Annotated in this window: 18 protein-coding genes; 6 read left to right on the top strand and 12 right to left on the bottom strand. The window is 56.8% G+C overall.

The genetic code is table 11. The features are described 5' to 3' along the window. The first annotated feature begins 144 nt into the window (after nucleotides 1–144). Both CSC3H3_RS16400 and CSC3H3_RS16395 read left to right on the top strand, forming a co-directional pair. On the top strand, nucleotides 145–1044 hold the full coding sequence (locus CSC3H3_RS16400) for an NAD(P)-dependent oxidoreductase (protein ID WP_245881150.1): 900 nt from the start codon (nucleotides 145–147) through the stop codon (nucleotides 1042–1044). Continuing rightward, entirely contained in the window at nucleotides 1041–2576 is a 1536-nt protein-coding gene (locus CSC3H3_RS16395) for an aldehyde dehydrogenase family protein (protein WP_101285532.1), read from the top strand. The genes CSC3H3_RS16400 and CSC3H3_RS16395 overlap by 4 nt, the downstream gene beginning before the upstream one ends. A gap of 86 nt (nucleotides 2577–2662) precedes the next feature. On the opposite strand, the gene CSC3H3_RS16390 is transcribed toward CSC3H3_RS16395, so the two are convergent. Next, on the bottom strand, nucleotides 2663–4300 hold the full coding sequence (locus CSC3H3_RS16390) for an electron transfer flavoprotein-ubiquinone oxidoreductase (RefSeq protein ID WP_101285531.1): 1638 nt from the start codon (nucleotides 4298–4300) through the stop codon (nucleotides 2663–2665). 236 nt (nucleotides 4301–4536) lie between these two features. Between CSC3H3_RS16390 and CSC3H3_RS16385 the strand changes: the two genes are divergently transcribed. From CSC3H3_RS16385 to CSC3H3_RS16375, 3 genes are all read left to right on the top strand, one after another. Continuing rightward, nucleotides 4537–5439: a uracil-DNA glycosylase gene (locus tag CSC3H3_RS16385; RefSeq protein WP_101285530.1), complete on the top strand. Its 903-nt coding sequence runs from the start codon at nucleotides 4537–4539 to the stop codon at nucleotides 5437–5439. 360 nt (nucleotides 5440–5799) lie between these two features. Beyond that, entirely contained in the window at nucleotides 5800–7647 is a 1848-nt protein-coding gene (locus tag CSC3H3_RS16380; RefSeq protein WP_101286277.1) for a lytic transglycosylase domain-containing protein, read from the top strand. A gap of 149 nt (nucleotides 7648–7796) precedes the next feature. Next, nucleotides 7797–8261, top strand: coding sequence for a hypothetical protein (locus tag CSC3H3_RS16375; protein ID WP_157831933.1), 465 nt, complete (start codon nucleotides 7797–7799; stop codon nucleotides 8259–8261). A gap of 54 nt (nucleotides 8262–8315) precedes the next feature. On the opposite strand, the gene CSC3H3_RS16370 is transcribed toward CSC3H3_RS16375, so the two are convergent. The 10 genes from CSC3H3_RS16370 to CSC3H3_RS16325 all read right to left on the bottom strand — a co-directional run bounded on the left by CSC3H3_RS16370 (nucleotide 8316) and on the right by CSC3H3_RS16325 (nucleotide 16862). Continuing rightward, complete coding sequence (locus CSC3H3_RS16370) at nucleotides 8316–9347, bottom strand: tetratricopeptide repeat protein (RefSeq protein ID WP_101285528.1); 1032 nt, start codon at nucleotides 9345–9347, stop codon at nucleotides 8316–8318. A gap of 60 nt (nucleotides 9348–9407) precedes the next feature. Continuing rightward, nucleotides 9408–9911, bottom strand: a complete 504-nt coding sequence (locus tag CSC3H3_RS16365) for a cytochrome c-type biogenesis protein (RefSeq protein ID WP_425444965.1) — start codon at nucleotides 9909–9911, stop codon at nucleotides 9408–9410. Then, nucleotides 9908–10447, bottom strand: a complete 540-nt coding sequence (locus tag CSC3H3_RS16360) for a DsbE family thiol:disulfide interchange protein (protein ID WP_101266363.1) — start codon at nucleotides 10445–10447, stop codon at nucleotides 9908–9910. Before CSC3H3_RS16360 ends, CSC3H3_RS16365 begins: the two co-directional genes overlap by 4 nt. Then, nucleotides 10444–12579 (bottom strand): heme lyase CcmF/NrfE family subunit, encoded by a 2136-nt coding sequence (locus tag CSC3H3_RS16355; protein WP_101285526.1) that lies wholly within the window; start codon nucleotides 12577–12579, stop codon nucleotides 10444–10446. The genes CSC3H3_RS16360 and CSC3H3_RS16355 overlap by 4 nt, the downstream gene beginning before the upstream one ends. Nucleotides 12580–12727: 148 nt before the next feature. Continuing rightward, nucleotides 12728–13216, bottom strand: a complete 489-nt coding sequence (gene ccmE / locus CSC3H3_RS16350) for a cytochrome c maturation protein CcmE (RefSeq protein ID WP_101285525.1) — start codon at nucleotides 13214–13216, stop codon at nucleotides 12728–12730. Nucleotides 13217–13231: 15 nt separating this feature from the next. Further along, nucleotides 13232–13432: a heme exporter protein CcmD gene (gene ccmD / locus CSC3H3_RS16345; RefSeq protein WP_101266357.1), complete on the bottom strand. Its 201-nt coding sequence runs from the start codon at nucleotides 13430–13432 to the stop codon at nucleotides 13232–13234. Next, nucleotides 13429–14205, bottom strand: coding sequence for a heme ABC transporter permease (locus CSC3H3_RS16340; RefSeq protein WP_101285524.1), 777 nt, complete (start codon nucleotides 14203–14205; stop codon nucleotides 13429–13431). Before CSC3H3_RS16340 ends, ccmD begins: the two co-directional genes overlap by 4 nt. 114 nt (nucleotides 14206–14319) lie before the next feature. Next, a complete protein-coding gene (gene ccmB, locus CSC3H3_RS16335; RefSeq protein WP_101266353.1) occupies nucleotides 14320–14985 on the bottom strand; it encodes a heme exporter protein CcmB in 666 nt (221 codons plus the stop codon). After that, a complete protein-coding gene (ccmA, locus tag CSC3H3_RS16330) occupies nucleotides 14982–15782 on the bottom strand; it encodes a heme ABC exporter ATP-binding protein CcmA (protein ID WP_101286276.1) in 801 nt (266 codons plus the stop codon). Before ccmA ends, ccmB begins: the two co-directional genes overlap by 4 nt. 312 nt (nucleotides 15783–16094) lie before the next feature. Next, a complete protein-coding gene (locus CSC3H3_RS16325) occupies nucleotides 16095–16862 on the bottom strand; it encodes a DUF1223 domain-containing protein (protein ID WP_101266351.1) in 768 nt (255 codons plus the stop codon). Nucleotides 16863–17131: 269 nt separating this feature from the next. On the opposite strand from CSC3H3_RS16325, the gene CSC3H3_RS16320 reads away from it, so the two are divergent. Next, nucleotides 17132–18466, top strand: a complete 1335-nt coding sequence (locus tag CSC3H3_RS16320; protein ID WP_101285523.1) for a sodium-dependent transporter — start codon at nucleotides 17132–17134, stop codon at nucleotides 18464–18466. Between the two features lie 122 nt (nucleotides 18467–18588). Here CSC3H3_RS16320 and CSC3H3_RS16315 read toward each other — a convergent pair whose 3' ends face one another. Next, a complete protein-coding gene (locus CSC3H3_RS16315; RefSeq protein ID WP_101285522.1) occupies nucleotides 18589–21261 on the bottom strand; it encodes an EAL domain-containing protein in 2673 nt (890 codons plus the stop codon). Nucleotides 21262–21304: the final 43 nt, after the last annotated feature.

The following is a 21304-nucleotide window of genomic DNA, read 5'->3' as shown; positions in this document are numbered from 1 at the left end:
ATCTTGAGTTCGTTTGCCATCCACCGGAAAGTTTGCAGGCAAAATCAAAAACCACATCGGACCGGACAGGGCCGAAACCAGAACGGGAAGGCAGGTGCCTTTACCGCCTGAGCCCTGCTGTCTGATATCAAGGAGGCAATAATTGTGAGCAATCCTGTTACAGGCGCCATTGGCGTTGTCGGGCTTGGCAATATGGGGCTGGGCATGGCGCGCACCCTGCTGCGTGATGGATTTTCCGTGATCGGGTTTGATGTAACGGCGGAAAGCCAGGCCCGCGCGGCGGCATCGGGCGTCACCATTGTTGCAAGCCAGGCCGAACTGTTTGAAGCCTGCCAGACGATTATCCTGTCGCTGCCCACGGCAAAACATGTGCGCGGCGTATTGATCGGTGAAGGCGGGCTGGCCACGCGCGATATCGACCCGCGACTGGTGATTGATACCACCACATCCGAACCCGATGTCACCCGCGAAATTGATGCCACCCTGCGATTGCAGGGACATATCCTGATCGATGCGCCGGTCAGTGGTGGCCCGGCAGGGGCCAATAGCGGTAATCTGACCATGATGGTCGGCGGGGCCGAGGCCGATGTCGCCCGTGCGAAGCCCATTTTGGCATCGCTGGGGGGTAAAATTACCCATGTCGGGCCGGTGGGTGCGGGCCATGCGGTGAAAATTGTGAATAACATGCTGGTGGCAAGCCACCTTCTGACCATGAGCGAGGCCATCCGCCTGGGTAATGCCGCCGGTGTCACAACCGATAACCTGATTGCGGCCTTAAATGCCGGGTCCGGGCGCAGCGCGATCAGCGAGGTGAATTACCCGAAATGGGTGATGAATGGCGCGTTTGACAGCGGCTTTACCATGGGCCTGATGCGCAAGGATGTGCGCCTGGCCATGAGCCTGGCCCGGGAAAAGGATGTTTCCCTGCCGGTTTGCGCATTGGCCGGGCACATATGGGCGGCCAGCGACGAAGTTCTGGGCGATGACGCCGATTTTAACCGGATAACCGAATGCGCCCCAGACCGGGCAGGAGAAAAAGCATGAGCAGCAAAACCAGCCTGATGGCCCGTGATTATCGCAAGGCAATGGCCCCGTTTTTTGGCGCAGATGAAATTGGAAGCTGGGTAAACGGCGCGATGATGCCCGGACATGGCGATGCGTTTGCACTGATTGACCCTGCCACTGGCAAGGCGTTTTTGGACATCCGGGATGCTGGGGCCGAGGTGGTGGACATGGCAATGAAGGCCGCGATTGCCGGGCAGAAAACCTGGTGGGCGCTAAGTGCTGCTGAACGCGGGCGCATCCTGTGGCGGATTGGCCAGCAGGTGCGTGACCATTTGGATGATCTGGCATTGCTGGAAACCATGACGGCGGGCAAGCCGATCCGCGATACAAAGGTCGAGGTGCTTAAAGTTGCCGAGATGTTTGAATATTACGCGGGCTGGACGGACAAGCTGCATGGTGATGTGATTCCGGTTCCCACCAGCCATTTGAATTATACCCGCCATGAACCCTATGGCGTGGTGACACAGATTACCCCGTGGAACGCGCCGATTTTTACCGCAGGCTGGCAATTGGCCCCGGCCCTGTGCACGGGGAATGCGGCCGTGTTGAAACCATCGGAAATGACGCCACTATCGTCACTGGCCCTGGGGGTATTATCGAAAAAGGCCGGGCTGCCCGATGGGGTGATTACGGTTTTGGCAGGTCTTGGCACCACAACGGGTGTTGCCGCCACCACGCATGAGGCAACCCGCAAGGTGGTGTTTGTTGGTTCCCCGCGTACCGGGGCGATTATTGCCGGACAGGCGGCACAAAACATTGTGCCCTGCGTGCTGGAGCTGGGCGGGAAGTCGGCCAATATCGTGTTTGGCGATGCCGATATCAAACGTGCGGTTTTGGGGGCGCAGGCCGCCATTTTTAGCGGGGCGGGGCAAAGCTGCGTTGCGGGATCGCGCCTGTTGGTGCAGCGAAATGTGATGGACCGGTTCCTCGATATGCTGGTGGATGGGGCAAACCGTATTCCGGTTGGTGACCCGATGGATTGCGCCACCCAGATTGGCCCGATCAACAATAACGCCCAATATCAGACCGTATGTGGCCTGGTCGCACGCGGGCAGGATGACGGGGCAAGCCTGCTGGCTGGTGGGGGGCGCCCGGAAGGGGCGGCCTATCAGGATGGGTATTTCCTGCGCCCGACGGTTTTGGGCAATGTCAGCAATGATATGGCAATCGCGCGCGAGGAAATTTTTGGCCCGGTCGTATCCGTCATCCCGTTTGAGGACGAGGACGAGGCCGTGCAAATTGCCAATGACAGCAAATTTGGCCTGGCCGGGGCTGTGTGGACACAATCGGTTGATCGTGCGCACCGGGTGGCAGCGCATGTGCGGGCAGGCACCTTCTGGATCAACAGCTATAAGACCATCAATGTCATGTCGCCTTTTGGTGGTTTTGGCGCCAGCGGCTATGGCCGGTCCAGCGGCAAGGAAGGCTTGATGGAATATATGCAGCCCAAAAGTATCTGGACGGAAACGGCGGCAAACCCGCCTGCGGCATTTGGATATGCTCCTGAATAACCGGGCGAATGCTTTAACACTATCCATGACGTCAAAGGGCCGCATCTGGCGATGCGGCCCTTTGGTCGTTCTATGCTTAAGCCAGCTTACATATTCGGGTAACTTGGGCCTTCGCCGCCTTCGGGGACCACCCAGACGATATTCTGGGTCGGGTCCTTGATGTCGCAGGTTTTGCAATGCACGCAGTTCTGGGCATTGATTTGCAGGCGCTGGCCGCCTTTTTCTTCGTCAGCAATAAATTCGTAAACACCTGCCGGGCAATAGCGGGCTTCCGGCCCGGCATATTTCGCCAGGTTCACTTCGACCGGCACCGTGGCATCTTTCAATGTCAGGTGGATCGGTTCGTCTTCGCGGTGATTGGTGCTGGATAGAAAGACGGACGACAGCTTGTCAAAGCTGACTTTGCCATCGGGCTTGGGATAGTCGATTTTCGGCATATCCGCCGCCGGTTTCAGGCAGGAATGGTCCGCGTGGTTTTTAAAGGTCCAGGGGGCCTTGCCACCGAAAACATAGGTGTCAATCGCGCTATAGGCCATGCCACCCCAGAAGCCCCATTTGGCAAAGCTTGGGCGGATATTACGCACTTTGTGCAGTTCCGGATAAATCCAGCTGTTTTCAACACCCTTGGGATAGGCATCAAGCACCGGTGCCGGGTTTTCGCTGGTCAATTGTTCAAAGGCGGCTTCGGCGGCAAGCATGCCGGTTTTCATCGCGGTGTGCGAACCCTTGATTTTCGGCACATTCATAAAGCCGGCCGAACAGCCGATGATGCAGCCACCGGGGAAAACCAGATCGGGCAGGGACTGAAAACCGCCTTCGTTAAGGGCGCGTGCGCCATAGGAAATGCGACGGCCATTTTCAAAAATCTTGCGGATGGCCGGGTGCGTTTTGAAACGCTGGAATTCGTCAAACGGGCTGAGATGCGGGTTTTCGTAATCCAGACCAATCACAAAACCGACGGCGACCTGGTTGTTATCCAGATGATAGAGGAACGATCCGCCATAGGTTTTGGTATCCAGCGGCCAGCCAACCGTATGCTGGATGGTGCCTTCCTTATGAACGGCAGGGTCAACTTCCCACAATTCCTTGATGCCGATGCCGTAGGTTTGCGGATCGGAATTTTGGCGCAGATCGAACTTTTTGATCAGCTGTTCGGACAGCGAACCACGGCACCCTTCGGCAAAGAAGGTGTATTTGGCATGCAGTTCCATGCCCGGTTCGTGGTTGGGGCCGGGTGTTCCATCGCGCATCAGGCCCATATCGCCCGTCGCAATGCCCTTGACCGCCCCATCTTCGTGAAACAGCACTTCGGCGGCAGCAAAGCCGGGGTAAACTTCGATCCCGAGCGCCTCGGCCTGTTCACCCAGCCAGCGACACACATTGCCAAGGCTGACAATGTAATTGCCCTGGTTGTGCATTTGCGGCGGGGTTGGCAGTTTGCGTGCGCCCGTTTCGCTGAGCATGATAAACTGGTCTTCGGTTGCGGGAACATTCAGCGGTGCGCCGCGTTCCTTCCAGTCGGGGAAAAGTTCGTTCAAGGCGCGTGGTTCGACAACCGCGCCAGACAGGGTATGGGCACCGACTTCGGACCCCTTTTCAACCACACAGACGGTGATTTCTTTTTCCTGTTCCTGGGCGAGTTGCATCAGGCGGATGGCAGCAGCGAGGCCCGAAACGCCTGCGCCAACGACCACCACGTCAAATTCCATGGATTCCCGTTCCATCTCGTCTCTCTCCTTTGTCGCAGCGGTGGCTTTGTTGCCCCTTATATGCTGCGGCGGTATCGTCATGATCGGGGTCTCGCCCAGGCCCCGTGTTGCACTTCGTCCTTAATCGGTAAAGCTATACCGATTAAGTGCCTGTTTGTATATGGCACAACGCGTTCAAAATCGTTAAAGTCATGCCAGAATGTGTCGCCCGTTCTTGCAGGCGCACTGCAACATACGCCTTAATTGTGTAGATGAGCAAACCAATATCAAATTTTGATGTAAATAGCCTGGACGCGCTGCAAGCCCTGATCTGGCAATATGAAATGGGCGCTGACGAAGCGATTGCCGATGAGCCGCTGGACCGCTTTCGCGCGTCCGAAAGTTTGTCGCGCCAGAATAATGCTGTGCCTACGGCACCGGGCGGACGGGGCACCTTTGGTCTGAAGGGCGGGGCCGCCGCACGTGCGGGGGCCGCCGGGGCCGGAGCTGGCACCATGATGCCGCCAGCAGCCCTGGGCGGGTTTGTTCTATCCGATGCGCCGCAGGAAGCACGCCAATCGGCGCAAAAGGCTGCATCCGACGCCACCACCATTGATGAATTGCGCGAAGCGGTGAATGCCTTTGATGGTTGCGCGCTTAAAAAGTCGGCCAGTAATACGGTGTTTGGATCGGGGGACCCGGCAGCGGAAATCATGCTGGTTGGGGAAATGCCCGATGCCGACGAAGACCGGCAGGGGATGCCCTTTGCCGGGGCACCGGGGCATTTGCTTGATGCCATGTTGCGATCCATCGGGCTTTCACGCGAGACGGTTTATCTGACCAATATTTTACCCTGGCGCCCGCCGGGAAACCGCCAGCCCACCCCCGATGAACTGATGGTGTGTGAACCCTTTGTGCGCCGGCATATCGCGCTGGTTGCACCGCGCATTGTGGTGTGCATGGGGGGCAATGCGGCCAAGGTGCTGCTGGAAGAAAACAAGGGCATTACCCGCCTGCGTGGTAGCTGGCATGAACTGGCGTTTTCCGATTCGCTGCAGGTGGATGTTACAGCGATGTATCACCCGGCCTATTTGTTAAAAACGCCCGAACAAAAACGTGTCGCCTGGCAGGATTTGCGCGCCATTGTCAAAAAATGGCGCGGCCCGGCAAATTAAATGCGCCCTTGGCAGGCGGGCAAAGATGCCTGCCTGTGATCCCCGTTTTCTATTTCAGGCCGAAATGCGCCGGGTAAAAAAGCTGCCGGGGCCTTTAACATGGCGATGATTTGATAACTGTTTTTGGAAAATTGCCAGAAACGGCGATGTTCGCAGGGCGAACAGGGCTGCTATGCAAACGCAACCCTGGGTCGGGCAACTTCCTGATTATAGGATAAAAATGCTTCGTCCGGGCTGGAATTGCTGGTATATATGCGGCCAGAAAAGCGGAAAAAACCGCTTACACAGGTTGCGACGACAAACTGCTTCGGGTTAGAAAAACCGCGTTTACACCGGGGTCCGTTTGGGGAAAGACAGGTTTTGATCGAAGCAAGCACATTGTTCACTTCGCGTATTTCAACGCGGATCAAGCGTAGCTTTACCGTTTTTGCACTGGCCACATTATGTGTGACTGGTCCCAAAGTGGTGCATGCTGCACAGGAACAGGCCGCGCTGAGCAGCCCCGGCCTTGACGAATCGACAGATAGCGATGCGGTGAATATCCCGTTTGTTCTGTCCAGTCGTGACGCCGAACTTTACCGCCAGATTTTCAAGGTGCAGGAAAGTGGCCGTTGGAAAGATGCGGACAACCTGATTTCGCGCCTGGCTGATGATGTGTTGATGGGCCATGTTCTGGCACAGCGTTATCTGCACCCCACGGCCTATCGTTCGCGCTTTGCCGAATTGCGCGACTGGCTGGCGAAATATGCCGACCTGCCCGAAGCCCCGCGTATTTACAAACTGGCGATGACGCGCCGTGGTTCGGCGGCAAAGCCGAAAAGCCCGGTGGGTTCGTTCCTTAAAGGGGCGGGATATGATTACGAAGATATCCGTCCCTATTACCATAAATCGAACAAGGGCCTGTCTTCCGCACAGCGCAGCCGGGTTTCGGTTTTAAAGCGTCGTATTCATTCACGTATCCGTTCGGGCTGGCCCTCTGGTGCGCTGGACGTGCTTGATAGCGGCGAAGCACAGCACCTGTTTGATGCCTATGAGCAGGATCAGGCGCGCGCGGCCATTGCATCGGGCTATTATTATTTTGGCAAGCCGGACCTGGCGCTGAAACATGCCGCCAAGGCTGCCAAACGGTCGGGCAAATATCTGCCCGAAGCATTGTGGGTTGCGGGCCTGACGGCATGGCGACTGAACAAGTTTGACGAAGCCCACCAGCAGTTCGACGATGTTTCAACCAACCAGTATGCATCAAGCTGGACACGGTCTGCCGGTGCCTTCTGGGCGGCACGTATTGACCTGGCCCAGGGCAAGTTTGACCGTGCTGACAAGCTGTTGAACCGTGCGGCGAAATATCCGCGTTCGTTTTATGGTTTGCTGGCATTGCGCGCCCTTGGCCGTGATGATGTTTTCGACTGGGACAGCCTGAGCCTGACACAGGATCGCGCCAACAAGCTGCGCCTTGATCCGATCGGGCGGCGGGCGCTGGCTTTGCTGCAAATTGGCAACCGTCACGAAGCCGAACAGGAAATGCGCAAGGCGGCCATTTCCAATGATCCCAGTCTGCGCCGTGCCATTTTGTCGCTGGCCGATACCGAAAGCTTTGCCGCGCTGACCATGCGCCTTGGCAATTACATTGCCCAGAAATCGGGCGAGGTGATTGTGAATGCCTTGTACCCGGTGCCGTCATGGGTGCCGGAAGGCGGCTATAACGTGGACCGCGCCCTGATTTATGCGCTGATGCGTCAGGAATCGGGCTTTAACGCCGAGGCACGCAGCCATGTGGGCGCACGCGGCCTGATGCAGTTGATGCCGGCAACGGCCAGCTATATTGGCAATACCCGCTATCGCGGTGCCAAGCGGGCCGAACTTTATGAACCGGAAGTCAATATTGGCCTGGGGCAAAAATATGTCGGCCATCTTCTGGATCAGGACGGGGTTGATAACGGCTTCCTGCAATTGATGGCGGCTTATAATGGCGGTATCGGTAACCTTGGGCGCTGGCAGAAGGCGTTGAAAGATAACGAAGACCCGCTTTATTTCATCGAAAGTATTCCGTCGCGTGAAACCCGCCTGTTTATTGAACGGGTGATGGCAAATCTGTGGATGTACCGTTCCCGCCTTGGGCAGGACCGCCCGTCGCTTGACCGTTTGGCGGCAGGTAAATGGCCGGTTTACCAGTCCCAGGATGCCGATGGGCTGGCATCTGTCCAGTAAGCACGCTTGTCGGTTTTCGCCGTAACAGGCGGGGCGGCAAAACAACTATTTTTAAAAACCGTCATTGGCGATAAACCTGCCAGTGGCGGTTTTGTTTATCCGCCCGGGTTTTGGCCCGTTTTATTACCCCGTTAACCAGAGCCCGTAACGTGAAAGAACCGCATTCGCCAGCCACGCCGGGAAAACCGCGCGGGCAGGGACCAGCCCCCCAAAACACCCAGCCCGAGGGGACTTTTCTGGATCGTATCAACTTGCCTGCCATGAGCGGCGAGGAAGCATTGCGCCGTTATGACGGACATTTGCGCGATCATCACAGGAGCACGGCGGCGGGCCATGCGGGCAAGGATATGGCCGCAGATCGGCCTGTTTCGGGTGATTACGGGCAGGGTGACCGCAATGCGGAACATGCTGCGGACATTCATGCTGATCAGCCGGTGCCCGATAGCCATAACAATAGTCGACACGGGCAGGAGGCGGCATCACGCGCGGATCTGGCGGCCCTGGCGGAACTGCCCCTGATGATGCGGGTCATCGCCATTGGGGGCACGCTGGGCATGCTGGTGGCGCTAATTGTGCTGGTGCTGTTTATCGCAAGCTGGGTGAACGGCCTTTAAAGCCCTTTGCTGCTCGCGAATGCGACCGGGCAGCGCCATCAGGTTTACGCGCGATTAGTTATCGCGGTTAGAAGTACTGTTTTTGCTGTTTTCGCTGGCTTCTATTTGCGCTTCCAGCGATGCGATTTCAGCCGCGGTTGACGCATGCAGCGGGGCGTCCGATGGCAGGTCGCGCACCAGATCACGCAGGACATGCAGCGATTGCATCAAATGCCCCTGCTGTTCCAGCATTACGCCGTAATAATAACGGCTAAGGCGATGGTTGGGCATTTGTCCCAAAGCATGCAGGACCAGGTTGCGTGAAACCTCGTCAATCTGGCCGCCCTGGGCGGTGATGCGGGTATCGGCATATTCAATGGCCAGAAGCGGGTTTTGCCCCGAAAGGGCATAGGCCCGGCGATAGGCGGCAACAGCGCGGTCAATATCACCAAGGCGCAAGGACCCGCGCGCCAGTACCAGCCAGCCCTGCAGGTTGCGCGGGTTGGATTCCAGCGAAATCACAATCTGGCCCAGCAAACGGCGGATCTGTTTGTCGGTTTGGGCATCGGGGTCGTCGGAATCAACGGCGGCGGCTGCGGCGGCGGCAATGTTGCGTTCGCTGGCCCGGTCGGCATAGGGGCGGGCGGGCATGTCCGGGTGGCCCTGCCACATATAAATGCCAAAGGCGGCAATGACCGGAACAATCGCCAGAAGGGCTGCCCAAATGGCGGGCTTAGGGCCTGTATTGGCGTTCAGGGCTGCGCTGTTGTCAGCTGCAGCGGTGTTTTCCGCAGGAACCGTCAGACTGGCAGACGGATTTGCAACCGGGACGGCAGCGGTGCCAGCAGTTTGCGGTGCCGGACGGTAGGCGATGTAATCAAGGTCGTCGTCAAAATCATCATCGTCGTCATCGTCATCATCAACGACATCGCCGATCTGATATTTGGGTTTGGCAGGCGTATCCCCTGCCGTTGCTGGCAAGGATGTACCAGAAACAGTCGGGGATGCGGCATTTGGCGCGGCAGCATTTTTGCCACGCCAAAAGGCCGTGAAAAACACGGTAACGAATGACAGTACGGAAAGTCCCGCAATTCCCAGCCAGATCATGATCTGCCCGTGGAAGAAAGGGTGCTAGCGATGCTGTCTTTCATGCCGGTCATTGGTGGCTTAATCCCCCGAAGGACTTAGAATTTCATCAAGGCGTTTGCGTTCCTGATCGGTCAGGTTGGCCGGTGTATTGCGACCGTCGCGCTTTTTGCGACGATAAAACCCGATGACAGCCAGCGTCGCAAGAATAAGCAGGATAAACGGGCTGGCCCACAGAATATAGGTGTCGGGCTTAAACGGCGGGTTCAGCAGAACATAATCGCCATAGCGCGCGACAATATAATCAATCACCTGATCGTTGGTGTCACCTGCCAGCAGGCGTTCACGCACCAGAACGCGCAGATCATGGGCAAGGTCGGCATCGGAATCATCAATCGACTGGTTTTGACAAACCAGGCAGCGCAATTCCTCGCTGATGACGCGGGCGCGCGATTCAAGCACCGGATCAGACAGCATTTCATCCGGGTTCACGGCAAATGCTGGGCGGGCATAAAAGGACAGGGTCATGACCAGGACCAGCATCGCCAGCAGAAGTGGCCCGTTTATGCGAAGGTGGCGCATCATCCTTTTTTCAACTCCCTGATTTTCGGCAGCAGGACATTTTCAAGTGTTTCTGCATCGATGGGGCCGACCTGTTTGTAGGCAATTTTGCCTTCGCCATCGATGATGAAGGTTTCTGGAACGCCGTAAACCCCGAAATCAATTGCGGTGCGACCGGAAATATCCATGCCGACAGCGGTATAGGGATCGCCCAGTTCATCAAGCCAGTTCACGCCATCCTGCGGGTCTTTTTCCTTGTAGTTCAGGCCATAAACCGGAACACCGGCTTCGGCGGCAAGGCGTTTGATCAGCGGATGTTCAGCGCGGCAGGGCACGCACCAGGAAGCAAACACATTAACGACAGAAACATGACCCTGGGTCAGATCGGCGCGCGAAATGCCCCGGTCGCGTCCGGGAAGGGGCGGCAGCGAAAATTCGGGGGCAGGCTTGCCGATCAGGGCCGAGGGGATGACGGACTGGTCCTTGCCGATATTGGTCAGAAAGATGCCAGCCAGTGCAGCAAACAGCACCAGCGGTATCACAGCGATCCAGAACCTCATGGGGCGGAAACTCCGTTCTTCTTGAAAAGCAGGATCATGCGCGTCAGCACATTGATAACCCCGCCAAGCAGGATAAGCAGCATGCCCGCCCAGACCCACGGCATCATGGGCAGAAAACGGACATCAACAATACGGCCACTATCTTCCGCACGGTCGCCGATTGAAACATGCAGGTCGCCATCACGGCCATGCCAGATGGCGGATTCCTTGGTTTCAACGCCGCGGATCGGATAGTAGCGGACTTCAGGATAAAGTTCGGTCACCGGCTGCGCATTGCGGTAAACAATGAATTTGGCTTTGCGGGTGGCAAAATTTTCGCCCGGCAGCAGGGATACGCCTTCATATTGCAAATTATACGGGCCAATTTCGATGCTTTGCCCTGTGCGGGCCGACAGCACGGATTGTTCTTCCCACAGGCTGCTGGCCGCCCCCCCGGCAATGAGCAATGCCATGCCGATATGGGCCAGCGACATGCCCAGATAACGCGGACCCAGCAACTGGATATTGCGATATTTGCTTTCGCCGTGATCGCGGTGGCGCCACAATTTTTCCCACAAATCGCCAAGGGCTGCGGTCACCACCCAGGCGGCCAGCCCGATACCGAGAAGCGGCAGGGGTGGTGCATCGATATGGCGCATCCAGACAAACAGGGTGACGATGATAGACAGGATCAGCGCCAGTTTCATGCGTCGGCCAACCGATGCCGCGCCATCCACCCGCCAGCGCAGTGTGGGTGATAGCCCCATCAATAGCAGCATGGCAAGGGTAACAGGCATCAGCGCCTGAACGAAAAACGGTGGGCCAACGGTGATGATGGTGCCGCCCAGCCAGCGCAAAAACAGCGGGTAAACCGTGCCCACCATAACAATGGCAGCGGCAACGGCAAGCAGCACGCTGTTGATGAACATCGCACTTTCGCGCGAAACCAGTGTGAAATCGGCATTTTCGCGCAAATGCCCCGCAACCCGCGAAAACAGGTAATAGGCCCCGGCAAACAGCACGCAGAACCCGATTAGAAGAACCGCATTATCGCCACTGGCACGCAGGGCAGCGGGCAGCGGACCCAACAGGTCGGACCGGGCAAGGAAGGTGCCAAACCAGCCAGCGCCAAAAGCCGAAAGAGCCAAAAGGGCGGTCCAGGGTTTCAGGGCTTCGGTTTTTTCCAGAACGGCAAGGCAGTGCAAAAAGGCGGTTGCCAGAAGCCAGGGCAGCAGCACGGCATTTTCCGATGCATCCCAGTACCACCAGTTGCCCCAGCTTTGTTCGGCATAGGCGCGATAGGCGCTGATCATCATTGCGGCACCCAGCAGCGTCCAGGACAGGATCGCCCAGGGGCGCAGCATTTCCGCCCAGGACCGGTGCAGGGCCGCACGCGGCAGGGCGGCGATGGTGGCGGCAAAAATAACCGACAGCCCCGCCAACCCGGCATGCAGGACCGGCGAATAGAAAATATCAAGGATATCCTGGGATTGCGGGTCAAAGCCCTGGCCATCCAGTGGTGGGTCAATGATGCGCGCAAACGGGTCGCCATCAATCAGGACGCTGGCTGCCAGCAGGGCAATGATCAGCCCCATCATCGAAATCACGGTTTGCGGATTTTCGGCCTTTTTGAAAATCGCGTTCTGCACCAGAAACAGGATGGTGGCGATTGATGTTAGCGTGATCCAAAGCAGGGTTGCGCCGCGATCCGGGCTGATGGCAGCGGCAATACGATAAAGAACCGGTGTGGATGAATGGCTGTAATGCGCAACCAGCGGCAGGGTGAAATCGCTGACAATAAAGCTGTAAATCAGGCTGCCCTGTGCCCCGATTGCGAGAAGGCAGATCAGAAGCGGCAGCGGCCAGACCGGTGCGGTATTGAGGGCAGGATAGCTCGCTGTTGCCGTTGCCGAACGCGACAGGCGCAAAGATGCCGGATCGATCAGCGACTGGGTGAAGGCCCGCCACAAGCCGGGTTTTTCGCCATTACCATGCCCCAGCGCAGGGCCACCGGCGGTTTGAAGGCGAGATGTGGTGCCAAGTTGAACCGAACCACGACGAAACAGCACGCCAAGCGGGGAAAACAGGATAGCCTGGCAACAGCCCAGCATCATAAGAAGAATAAGCGCGAAATGTCCGGTTTCTGCGATCATGCCGTCTGTTGCTTCATCCTGTCATAAGAAAAACAGGGTTCCCCCTGCCATCTGGCGATGGTCGGTGATGCTATCTGAAAACGCGTCAAAAATGAAACCGCCCCAACAAGAAACATCCCCGATATTTCTGATGGTTCAAAAATATGGCTTAATTACGCATATTTTTGGCATTTTGCTCTTCGATCTCTTCCCAGTGGCCACTTTTTTTCAGGGCATCGGCCACTTCGCGGGGCATGTAATTTTCGTCATGCTTGGCGAGAACTTCCTGGGCAACAAACTGGCCTTGCGGGTTCATGTGGCCTTCGGCGACGACACCCTGGCCTTCGCGAAACAGGTCGGGCAGGATGCCGGTATAGGCGACCTGCACATCATGCTGCATGTCGGTGACGGTAAAGGTAACGGTTTTGCCGTCTTCAAGTTTTTGCAGCGATCCTTCCTCGACCAGGCCACCAATACGCAGGCGGCGATCCGGGTCCATGGGGGATTGTTCGGCCAGTTCGGTGGGGCTGAAAAAGAAAACAACCGAATCACGAAAGGCCGTCAGGCCCAGGGCCGCAGCACCGGCGGCAGCCAGCAGGGCCAGACCGGCCAGATACATGCGCTGGCGTTTGCGTGATTTTGCACGTGACAGGGACAAGCGTGTACCCTCCGATCAGGATTTCGCGCCCGGCTGCGCTTTTTTGCGCCGGGGTCTGCGTGATTTTAACAGGGCTTCAAGATGGGCAAGGTCGCGGCGACTTTTTTTCAACCCGCGCATGCTGACCATCAGAAGAACAATCAGGGCGATGGTGGTAAGGCCATAGCTTGACCAGACATAACCGGCATAACCTCCCATTTCGAAAAAACTGCTCATTTTCCGGCTCCGACCTGTTCGGCGTTATAGGCGGGGTGCAGGGTATCGGCACTTTCATTGCCAATACCGCCAAGCTGCAGCGCGCGAATGCGGCGTTCGTTCAGTTCCAGGCGGACACGCAGGATCAGCACAACGACGTAATAGCCGGTAAACCCGACCGCGATCAAAAACAGCGGCCAGAGCATGCTGGGGTCAATGCTGGGTCCGCCCATGCGCGCAACCGATGCCGGCTGGTGCAGGGTGTTCCACCAATCAACGGAAAACTTGACGATCGGGACATTGATTACACCGACCAGCGCCAGGGCCGAACCCGCCTTTGAGCCGCGTTCGGGATCATCAAAGGCATTTACCAGCGCCATATAGCCCAGATACAGAAACAGCAGGATCAGCATGGATGTCAGGCGGGCATCCCATACCCACCATGTGCCCCACATCGGTTCGCCCCAAAGCGAGCCGGTAATCAGGCAAAGGGCGGTAAAGGTTGCGCCAACCGGGGCGGTGGCACGGGCAGCAATATCAGCCAGCGGGTGTTTCCAGATCAGGCTCATGGCGCCACAAACCGCCATGCCGACATAGCAGAACAGCCCCATCCAGGCAGATGGCACATGAATATACATGATGCGCACCGTATCACCCTGCTGGTAATCAGCCGGGGATACCACCAGCGCCAGATACAGCCCGACAGCAAGCGTCAACACCGTGATGCCGATGGCCCAGGGCATGATGGCACTGGCCAGTTTCAGGAATACACTTGGTTTGGCGAAACGATGCATTTTTCCTTGTCCATTCGCATCACGGCGTGAAAACGGTTTTCATGCCGGTTTGACGGTCTTTCTCTCGGTCTGTGTTATGCCACACGGGCAATAGCCCCGCAGGCGGCATTCTTTTTATTCAACAGCCAGCCGCAGCGCCTTTGCCGCGGCCAGTGGGGCCAGTGCCAATGTCAGCAGCAGGATGGCCCCCATAATTTGCAAATGTTCCCCGGCGGGCAGCCCCAGAAGTGCAGCCTCAACCGCCCCGGCGCCAAAAATAAGAACCGGAATGTAAAGCGGCAAGACCAGCAGCGAAACCAGAACCCCACCCCGGCGCGCACCCAGAATAAGGGCCGCGCCAATTGCGCCAATCAGGCTAAGGGCAGGGGTGCCCACCAGCATTGCCAGCATCAATGTGCCAAAACCGGCACTGTTCATATTCAGCATCACCGCCATCAGGGGGGCGGCAATAATTAACGGCAGGCCCGTTGTCAGCCAGTGCGCCAGAACCTTGCCCAGCACCACCAGTTCCAGCGGAACGGGCGACAGGGCCAGCAGTTCAAGCGTGCCGTCTTCAAAATCGGTCTGGAAAACGCGTTCCAGCGACAACATGGCAGCCAGCAGGGCCGAAACCCAGATCACCCCCGATGCGATGCGCGCCAGAATATTGGCTTCCGGCCCGACACCAAAGGGAAACAGTGTGGTCGTAACGATGAAGAACGCTACCACCATGATTGAATCAGCGCCTTGACGAAGCGCAAGGCGAAGATCACGCGTAAGGATGGCGAGCAGTATTTTCATGCGATCCCCTCGAAATCGGTGGAGGGGCTGTGTGCCTTTGCGCTGCGTGCTGGTCCCGGCTTCACATTTTCGTGTGTGCCGTCCTTTGCACCGTTATCGTGCGCCTGGTCAGGGTCATTTTCGGCAAATTCGTCATTTTCATCAGAATCGCTCGCCAGCCAGTCAAACATCGGAATGGCAAATTCATCGAGATTGAGGATGCGCGGCGATGCGATATCAAGATCGACATGGGTGGAATAAACCACAATGCCGCCATTCGCGCGGAAATCGTCAATCAGACGGGCAAGATCAGCGCAGGATTCGCGATCCAGCCCGACGGTCGGTTCATCAAGCAGCCATAAATCGCTTTCGCCAATCAGGATACGGGCAAGGGCGGTGCGGCGTTTTTGCCCGCTTGAAAGAAACCGGCCGCTGCTATTGGCAAGGTGCAGGATTCCCAATGCATCAAGGGCCTGATCAATGACAGCGTCGATATTGTCCACTTCGCGCAGGCTGGCCCATAGACGGAGATTATCGCGCACCGTGAGAACAGGTTTAACCGCATCCTGATGGCCCAGATACTGCATCCGGGCGCGGTGGGCGGGCATGTCCTGGCGGATATTGTCATTTTCCCAGCAAATGGTGCCAGCCAGCGGTTCGGACAGCCCGGCCATCAGGCGCAACAGGCTGGACTTTCCCGCACCGTTACGCCCGCGCAGCATCAGGGCATCGCCCCGGGATGCGTCGAACGCCAGATCGGCGAAAACAAGCCTTTCACCACGGCGGCAGGTCAGATCAGAACCGGTAAAAACAATCATCCAGGCCACACAAACCATTCACATGTCATGCACTTCTATAACGTGAAGTGTCATTGGAATCATGCTTTATCCGACATTTGACCGGGTGACTTTGTTTCAGGTCAATCTCATGGTGAAGCAGGCGCGTTTTTGCACATTATTTTAATAAAAACGTGTCGCAGCGGTGCTTGCAAAACCGGGATGCGCGGTTGTTGGATTTACCGCGCATCCCGTTTGAAATGTGCTGAATATGGCTTGACCGGACCCGGCAAAATGGGGCGTTGGGCCAGGGTAGCGTGCAGGCTGGGTTACAACCGGGCCATGCTGGCTGTATTAGAAGCGTGCCATGCTGGCACTGCGGATCGGTCCGCCATTTTCTTCCTGCAACAAAACGGCAATGCCGCCATTGCATTCATATTCCAGGCGTACGGGAATTTCGCGGGCTTTGCCATCCCAGGTGCCAAGGTCGTCCAGCTCGCGCACGATATTGACATGCTTGAGGTTACGCCCGGCATTTTCGCCTGCTTCAACATCGGTGCTGGCCTTGCGGTCAAACCCGACCAGCCAGATTTTAAGCGGCTTTTGCGGGATATCGCCCTTGGCAGCTTCGAGCTTGATGATGCCACCGGGTTTTTGCCCTGCCGTGCTGTCGGTTTTGATTGTTACCCACGATGCCAGCGGCGACGGCTTTTTAAGGGCCGCTTCAAGTATCGCGTCCTTGTGGGTGGCGCGCACCGATCCTGCCCCGTTGATCATGATCTGCGGGGTATAGACATAGCTTTCATGCTGAAAGGTTGCATATTTGCGCTGGCGGTCGGTATAGGCCGGTTCTGAAAAGCGGTCTTTCCAGCCCAGATAGTTCCAGTAATCGACATGGAAGGACAGCAAAAGCAGGTTGTCGGTTTCATCGGAAATATCGCGCAGCACCGCATCGGCGGGCGGGCAGGAACTGCATCCTTCGGATGTGAACAGTTCAACAACCGCCTGCGGGGTGATGCTGGCATTTTGCCCTGCGGCAGCGTGGGCCGGGCCGGGAACAGCAAGCGCGAGCAATGCTGCCAGTGCGGAACCCCACAGAGATTTGAATTTTTCTATTTTCATGTCCCTATCATTGCCTATTGCCCCTTCACCTGCCAATCACAAGCGGTTGAAGCAACCACAGGTCATGAAAACGCACATTTCTTGCGTAAATGGATGCAATATTCCGAGGAAATTTCTGCGAAAGGGTGATATTAACTCCGCTTTATCCGCGGGGCAAATGGCGGGGGCCCGGGTGCCCCTGTTTTTATGATAACGCAAAAGAAAGCCGGTCCATCGGCCTGCATATGGCACACAAAAAGAGACCGGCGAGACAAGAGGGTTTGCAGGAAATGATGAAACGTGAGCATTGGGGGTCACGCCTCGGCTTTATTCTGGCGGCTGCGGGGTCGGCTGTCGGTTTGGGTAATATCTGGAAATTCCCCTATATGGCAGGGGTCAACGGGGGCGGCGCGTTCCTGCTGATTTATCTGGCACTGGTCTTTACCATTGGTCTGTCGGTGATGCTGGCAGAAATGGTTATTGGTCGCATGGCCGAAAAAAATGCCATTGGCGCATTCAAAAAACTTAAGGGCGGTGCATGGCCGCTTGTGGGCCTGTGCGGCGTTGCCGCGGCCTTTATGATCCTGTCATTTTACAGTGTCGTTGCTGGCTGGACCATTGCCTATATGGTCAAGGCCGTAACCGGCGACATTTCCAGCAGCGATCCTGCTGTTCTGGGTGCCGCATTTGGCGGTTTCATTTCGGGCAATGTTTCGCCGCTGGTTTATCATGCCATTTTCATGGCGCTGACGGTGTTTGTTGTGCTTTCGGGCATTGGCAGTGGCATTGAACGCGCATCGAAAATTCTGATGCCGGCCCTGTTTGTGCTGCTGCTGATTTTGATCATTCGCGCAGTCACGTTGCCGGGTGCGGGCGAAGGCCTTGCCTTCCTGCTGCAGCCGGATTTCTCGAAAGTAAGCTGGAGCACGGTTTCCGATGCCCTGTCGCAGGCGTTTTTCTCGCTCTCGCTGGGTATGGGGGCCATGATCACCTATGGTTCGTACCTGTCGAAAAAAGAAAATATCGCCGGTGCTGCTGGCTGGGTGACGCTGCTTGATACCGCTGTTGCGGTTCTGGCCGGTCTTCTGGTTCTGCCTGCTGTGTTTGCCTTTGGTTTTGACCCGGCAGCTGGCCCTGGCCTCACCTTTATCACCCTGCCGGCCGTTTTTGCGCAGATGCCGTTTGGCGAATTTTTCGCCTTCCTGTTCTTCCTGCTGCTGGCGATTGCCGCACTGACCTCGTCGGTGTCGATCCTTGAAGTTGTGGTTGCCTATTTCGTTGATGACCGTGGTATCAGCCGTAAGGTTGCATCGGTTGTCATGGGGGCCATCATTTTCGTTCTGGGCATTCCGTCCTCGCTTTCAATGGGGATCATGGCCGATACCAAATTCTTTGGCATGACCTTCTTTGATCTGATGGACTTCCTGTCCTCCAAACTGCTGCTGCCGATCGGCGGTCTGTTTATTTCGCTGTTTGTGGGCTGGGTTGTCTGGGGCGCTGCCAAGGCTGATATCGCAGCGCATAACGGTCAGATTCCGGTTTGGATCAATGCATGGGGTATTCTGGTGAAATTCATTGCACCGGCTGCCATTGCCTTCATCCTGATCCAGGGTCTGGTTGGCTAAGGCTGGTTAAACCAGCATCCCGTCGGATAGACAGGGGGCGGAAACGGGAAACCGTTTCCGCCCTTTTTATGTGTGCAATGCCCGGCCACAAGCCGTTATGCGGGCAAAGGGCCTTAAGCTGGTTAATTCGGGTTATATCCGCCTGCGCGGTGTGGCGGCGAAAACAGGTCAGCAAAGGTGATTTCGATCTGTTCTGCCGGGACAGGGCGGCCACGCAAAAAGCCCTGCAGAAAATCGCAGCCATTTTCACGCAGGAACTGTTCCTGAAGCAGGTTTTCAACCCCCTCGGCGATACAGCTTTTGCCCAGATTGTGCGCCATATTGATGATGGTGCGGACCAGTTCGCTGCCGCCAATACCCTTGCCGATATCATTGACAAAGCTTCTGTCGATTTTCAGCACATCAAACGGTACATGGCGCAGGTAACTCAGGCTGGAAAAGCCGGTGCCAAAATCATCAAGCGCGATTTTAACACCCAGATCGCTGATACGCTGCAATTTGCGGCAGGTATCTTCGATATCCTGCATGAACAGGCTTTCGGTGATTTCAATTTCCAGCCGGTCGCCCGCCAACCCGGTTTCGTTGAGTGCGGATGCAACCAGATCGCCAAATTCAATCGGGCTGTTAAATTGCTGCAGCGATGCATTCACCGCCATCGTGATATTGTGCAGCCCCTGCTGACGCCATTTCACGGTTTGGGTGCAGGCGGTGCGCAATACCCACAGGCCGATTTCATCGATCATGCCGATTTCTTCGGCCAGCGGAATGAATTTATCGGGGCCTAATTCACCATGCTTGGGATGGCGCCAGCGAATAAGGGCTTCAAACCCTGACAGCAGGCCACTGGCGGCAATGAATTGCGGCTGGTAGGCAAGGTAAAGTTCGCGCCGTTCCAGGGCGTGGCGCAGGTCGCTTTCAAGGGCCAGGGTATCGCTGCTGACCGTGTTCATCGACCGGTTATAATGGTTAAACCGGTTGCGGCCGTGGTTTTTGGCGCGCAGCATGGCAATTTCGGCATTGCGCAACAGCATGGTGGTATCGCTGCCATCACGGGGATAAAGGGTGATACCCATGCTGGCGGTGATGAAAAGCTCGCCGCCACTGGCCGAAAAATGGGGGTGATTGAATACCTCCATCAAATCCTGGGCAACGGTTTCCAGTGTGTCATGTTCATATTGCTGGGGCAGCATGATTGCAAAATCATCCGCGCCCATGCGGGCCAGTGTCGCATCGGTGGGCAGGGCGCGGTTCAGGCGGCCGGCAAAGTCGACCAGCACATCATCGCCAATGGCATGGCCCAGCGTGTTGTTGATGCGCTGAAAATTGTCGATATCGATCAGCAGGACGGCGACACTATCCTTGCTGCCACGCCGTTCATTAAGTGTCCGGCCCAACACATCCAGAAACCGGCGACGGTTGGGAAAACCGGTCAGTTCATCAAAATGCGACAGGCGGCGCATGTCTTCGCGCGTCTGTTTGCGATCGGTAATGTCGGAGAAAATACCGGCATATTGCAATATCCGGCCATCTTCATCGCGAATGGCAATGATGGACAGCCATTCGGGGTAAATCTCGCCCGATTTGCGCCGGTTCCAGATTTCGCCTTGCCAGCGCCCGGCACGGGTGATGCTTTGCCACATATCTTCGTAAAAAGCGCGGTCATGGCGGCCCGATTGCAAAAGATTGGGGCTTTTGCCAATCGCTTCGTTGCGGCTATAGCCGGTAACGCGGGTGAAGGAGGGGTTTACATCCTCGATTCGGCCCTGGTCATCGACAATGACGATGCCATCGGGCGAACTTTCAATGATCTTGCGGCTGAGATGCAGCGATTTTTGCGCGCGGGCCAGTGCCGTATCACGGTCTTCCATCGCATCATGCATATGCTGCAGGTAATCCTGCTCGATCGAGGCAAGAAGATCGTTAAAGGATAAAATACCCAGCACGGTATTTTGCAGGTCCGTCACCACAAGATGGCGGATCTGATGATCGATCATGATCTGGCGGGCATCCTGCAGGCTTGTGCGGTCCTGCACCCGGCGAACCGGACGGCTGGCAATTTCCCAGGCTGACCCCGATGCGCTGCGATGGACCAGATAGCCGACAATGTCGCGTTCGGTGACAATGCCAAATTCGTCGGTGACGGCCTCAATTTCTGCCGGTTTTGGGACGGGTATTTCAGATGCGTTATCAGATGTGGTCTCGCAGGTGGTGGCAGGCCCACCGGGCTGTACGGTGTGGGCAACCGGGGCCGGTTTGAAGACAATGGCGCTGTCGCATTCGCCTTCTTTCATGGCGGCCTGCAACAGGCCGATTGGCGTTTCGCCCGGCACGGTAACGGTATTGCGGCGTACGATAGAGGCGACGTCGCGTTCGCGCAGCGGATGAATGGCGCTGGGGACGCGGATCAGGTCGCTTTGGCTGACAATCCCGACCAGGCATTCCGAATCGTCAATAATGATCAGATGGCGCAGTTTGTCGCGGCGCATGCGAAAGGTTGCTGCCTCGACCGAGGCATGGGCCGACATGGTGCGGACCGGCGATGACATCCAGTCTGAAATCGGGCGCAAAAAGGCGGTGGGGTCTTCGGCACTGATGGTCAGGCAGTCATGTTCCGTCCAGACGCCAACCGGGCGGTTTTCTTCGGTTACGACAATGGAACTTCTGCGCTGGCGGTGCATCAGCGTAATGGCATCGCCCAGTGGTAAATCCGGCCCGCAGGTCAGGACTTTTCCCTGTGCCAGGGTTCCGACACGCACCGAGGCAAGCGGAGCCGGCATTTTGGCGTAACTGGTCATTTTTCTTGTGGCGCAATCGTTAATAGTGACAACCGGTTCTGCC

This window comes from Thalassospira marina, assembly GCF_002844375.1.
Lineage (GTDB): Bacteria > Pseudomonadota > Alphaproteobacteria > Rhodospirillales > Thalassospiraceae > Thalassospira > Thalassospira marina.
The sequence above is the reverse complement of the archived record's forward strand: the minus strand, read 5'-3'. Positions and strand labels throughout refer to the sequence as shown.

Bases quoted from the DNA above. Each gene is read 5' to 3' on its own strand.
- CSC3H3_RS16340 (WP_101285524.1), bottom strand. From the start codon at position 14,205: ATGCATCGTTTCGCCAAACCAAGTGTATTCCTGAAACTGGCCAGTGCC.
- ccmD (WP_101266357.1), bottom strand. From the start codon at position 13,432: ATGAGCAGTTTTTTCGAAATGGGAGGTTATGCCGGTTATGTCTGGTCA.
- CSC3H3_RS16355 (WP_101285526.1), bottom strand. From the start codon at position 12,579: ATGATCGCAGAAACCGGACATTTCGCGCTTATTCTTCTTATGATGCTG.
- CSC3H3_RS16370 (WP_101285528.1), bottom strand. From the start codon at position 9,347: ATGATCTGGCTGGGAATTGCGGGACTTTCCGTACTGTCATTCGTTACC.
- ccmA (WP_101286276.1), bottom strand. From the start codon at position 15,782: ATGATTGTTTTTACCGGTTCTGATCTGACCTGCCGCCGTGGTGAAAGG.
- CSC3H3_RS16360 (WP_101266363.1), bottom strand. From the start codon at position 10,447: ATGAGGTTCTGGATCGCTGTGATACCGCTGGTGCTGTTTGCTGCACTG.
- CSC3H3_RS16390 (WP_101285531.1), bottom strand. From the start codon at position 4,300: ATGGAACGGGAATCCATGGAATTTGACGTGGTGGTCGTTGGCGCAGGC.
- CSC3H3_RS16395 (WP_101285532.1), top strand. From the start codon at position 1,041: ATGAGCAGCAAAACCAGCCTGATGGCCCGTGATTATCGCAAGGCAATG.
- CSC3H3_RS16315 (WP_101285522.1), bottom strand. From the start codon at position 21,261: ATGACCAGTTACGCCAAAATGCCGGCTCCGCTTGCCTCGGTGCGTGTC.
- CSC3H3_RS16325 (WP_101266351.1), bottom strand. From the start codon at position 16,862: ATGAAAATAGAAAAATTCAAATCTCTGTGGGGTTCCGCACTGGCAGCA.
- CSC3H3_RS16365 (WP_425444965.1), bottom strand. From the start codon at position 9,911: ATGATGCGCCACCTTCGCATAAACGGGCCACTTCTGCTGGCGATGCTG.
- CSC3H3_RS16320 (WP_101285523.1), top strand. From the start codon at position 17,132: ATGATGAAACGTGAGCATTGGGGGTCACGCCTCGGCTTTATTCTGGCG.
- CSC3H3_RS16385 (WP_101285530.1), top strand. From the start codon at position 4,537: ATGAGCAAACCAATATCAAATTTTGATGTAAATAGCCTGGACGCGCTG.
- ccmB (WP_101266353.1), bottom strand. From the start codon at position 14,985: ATGAAAATACTGCTCGCCATCCTTACGCGTGATCTTCGCCTTGCGCTT.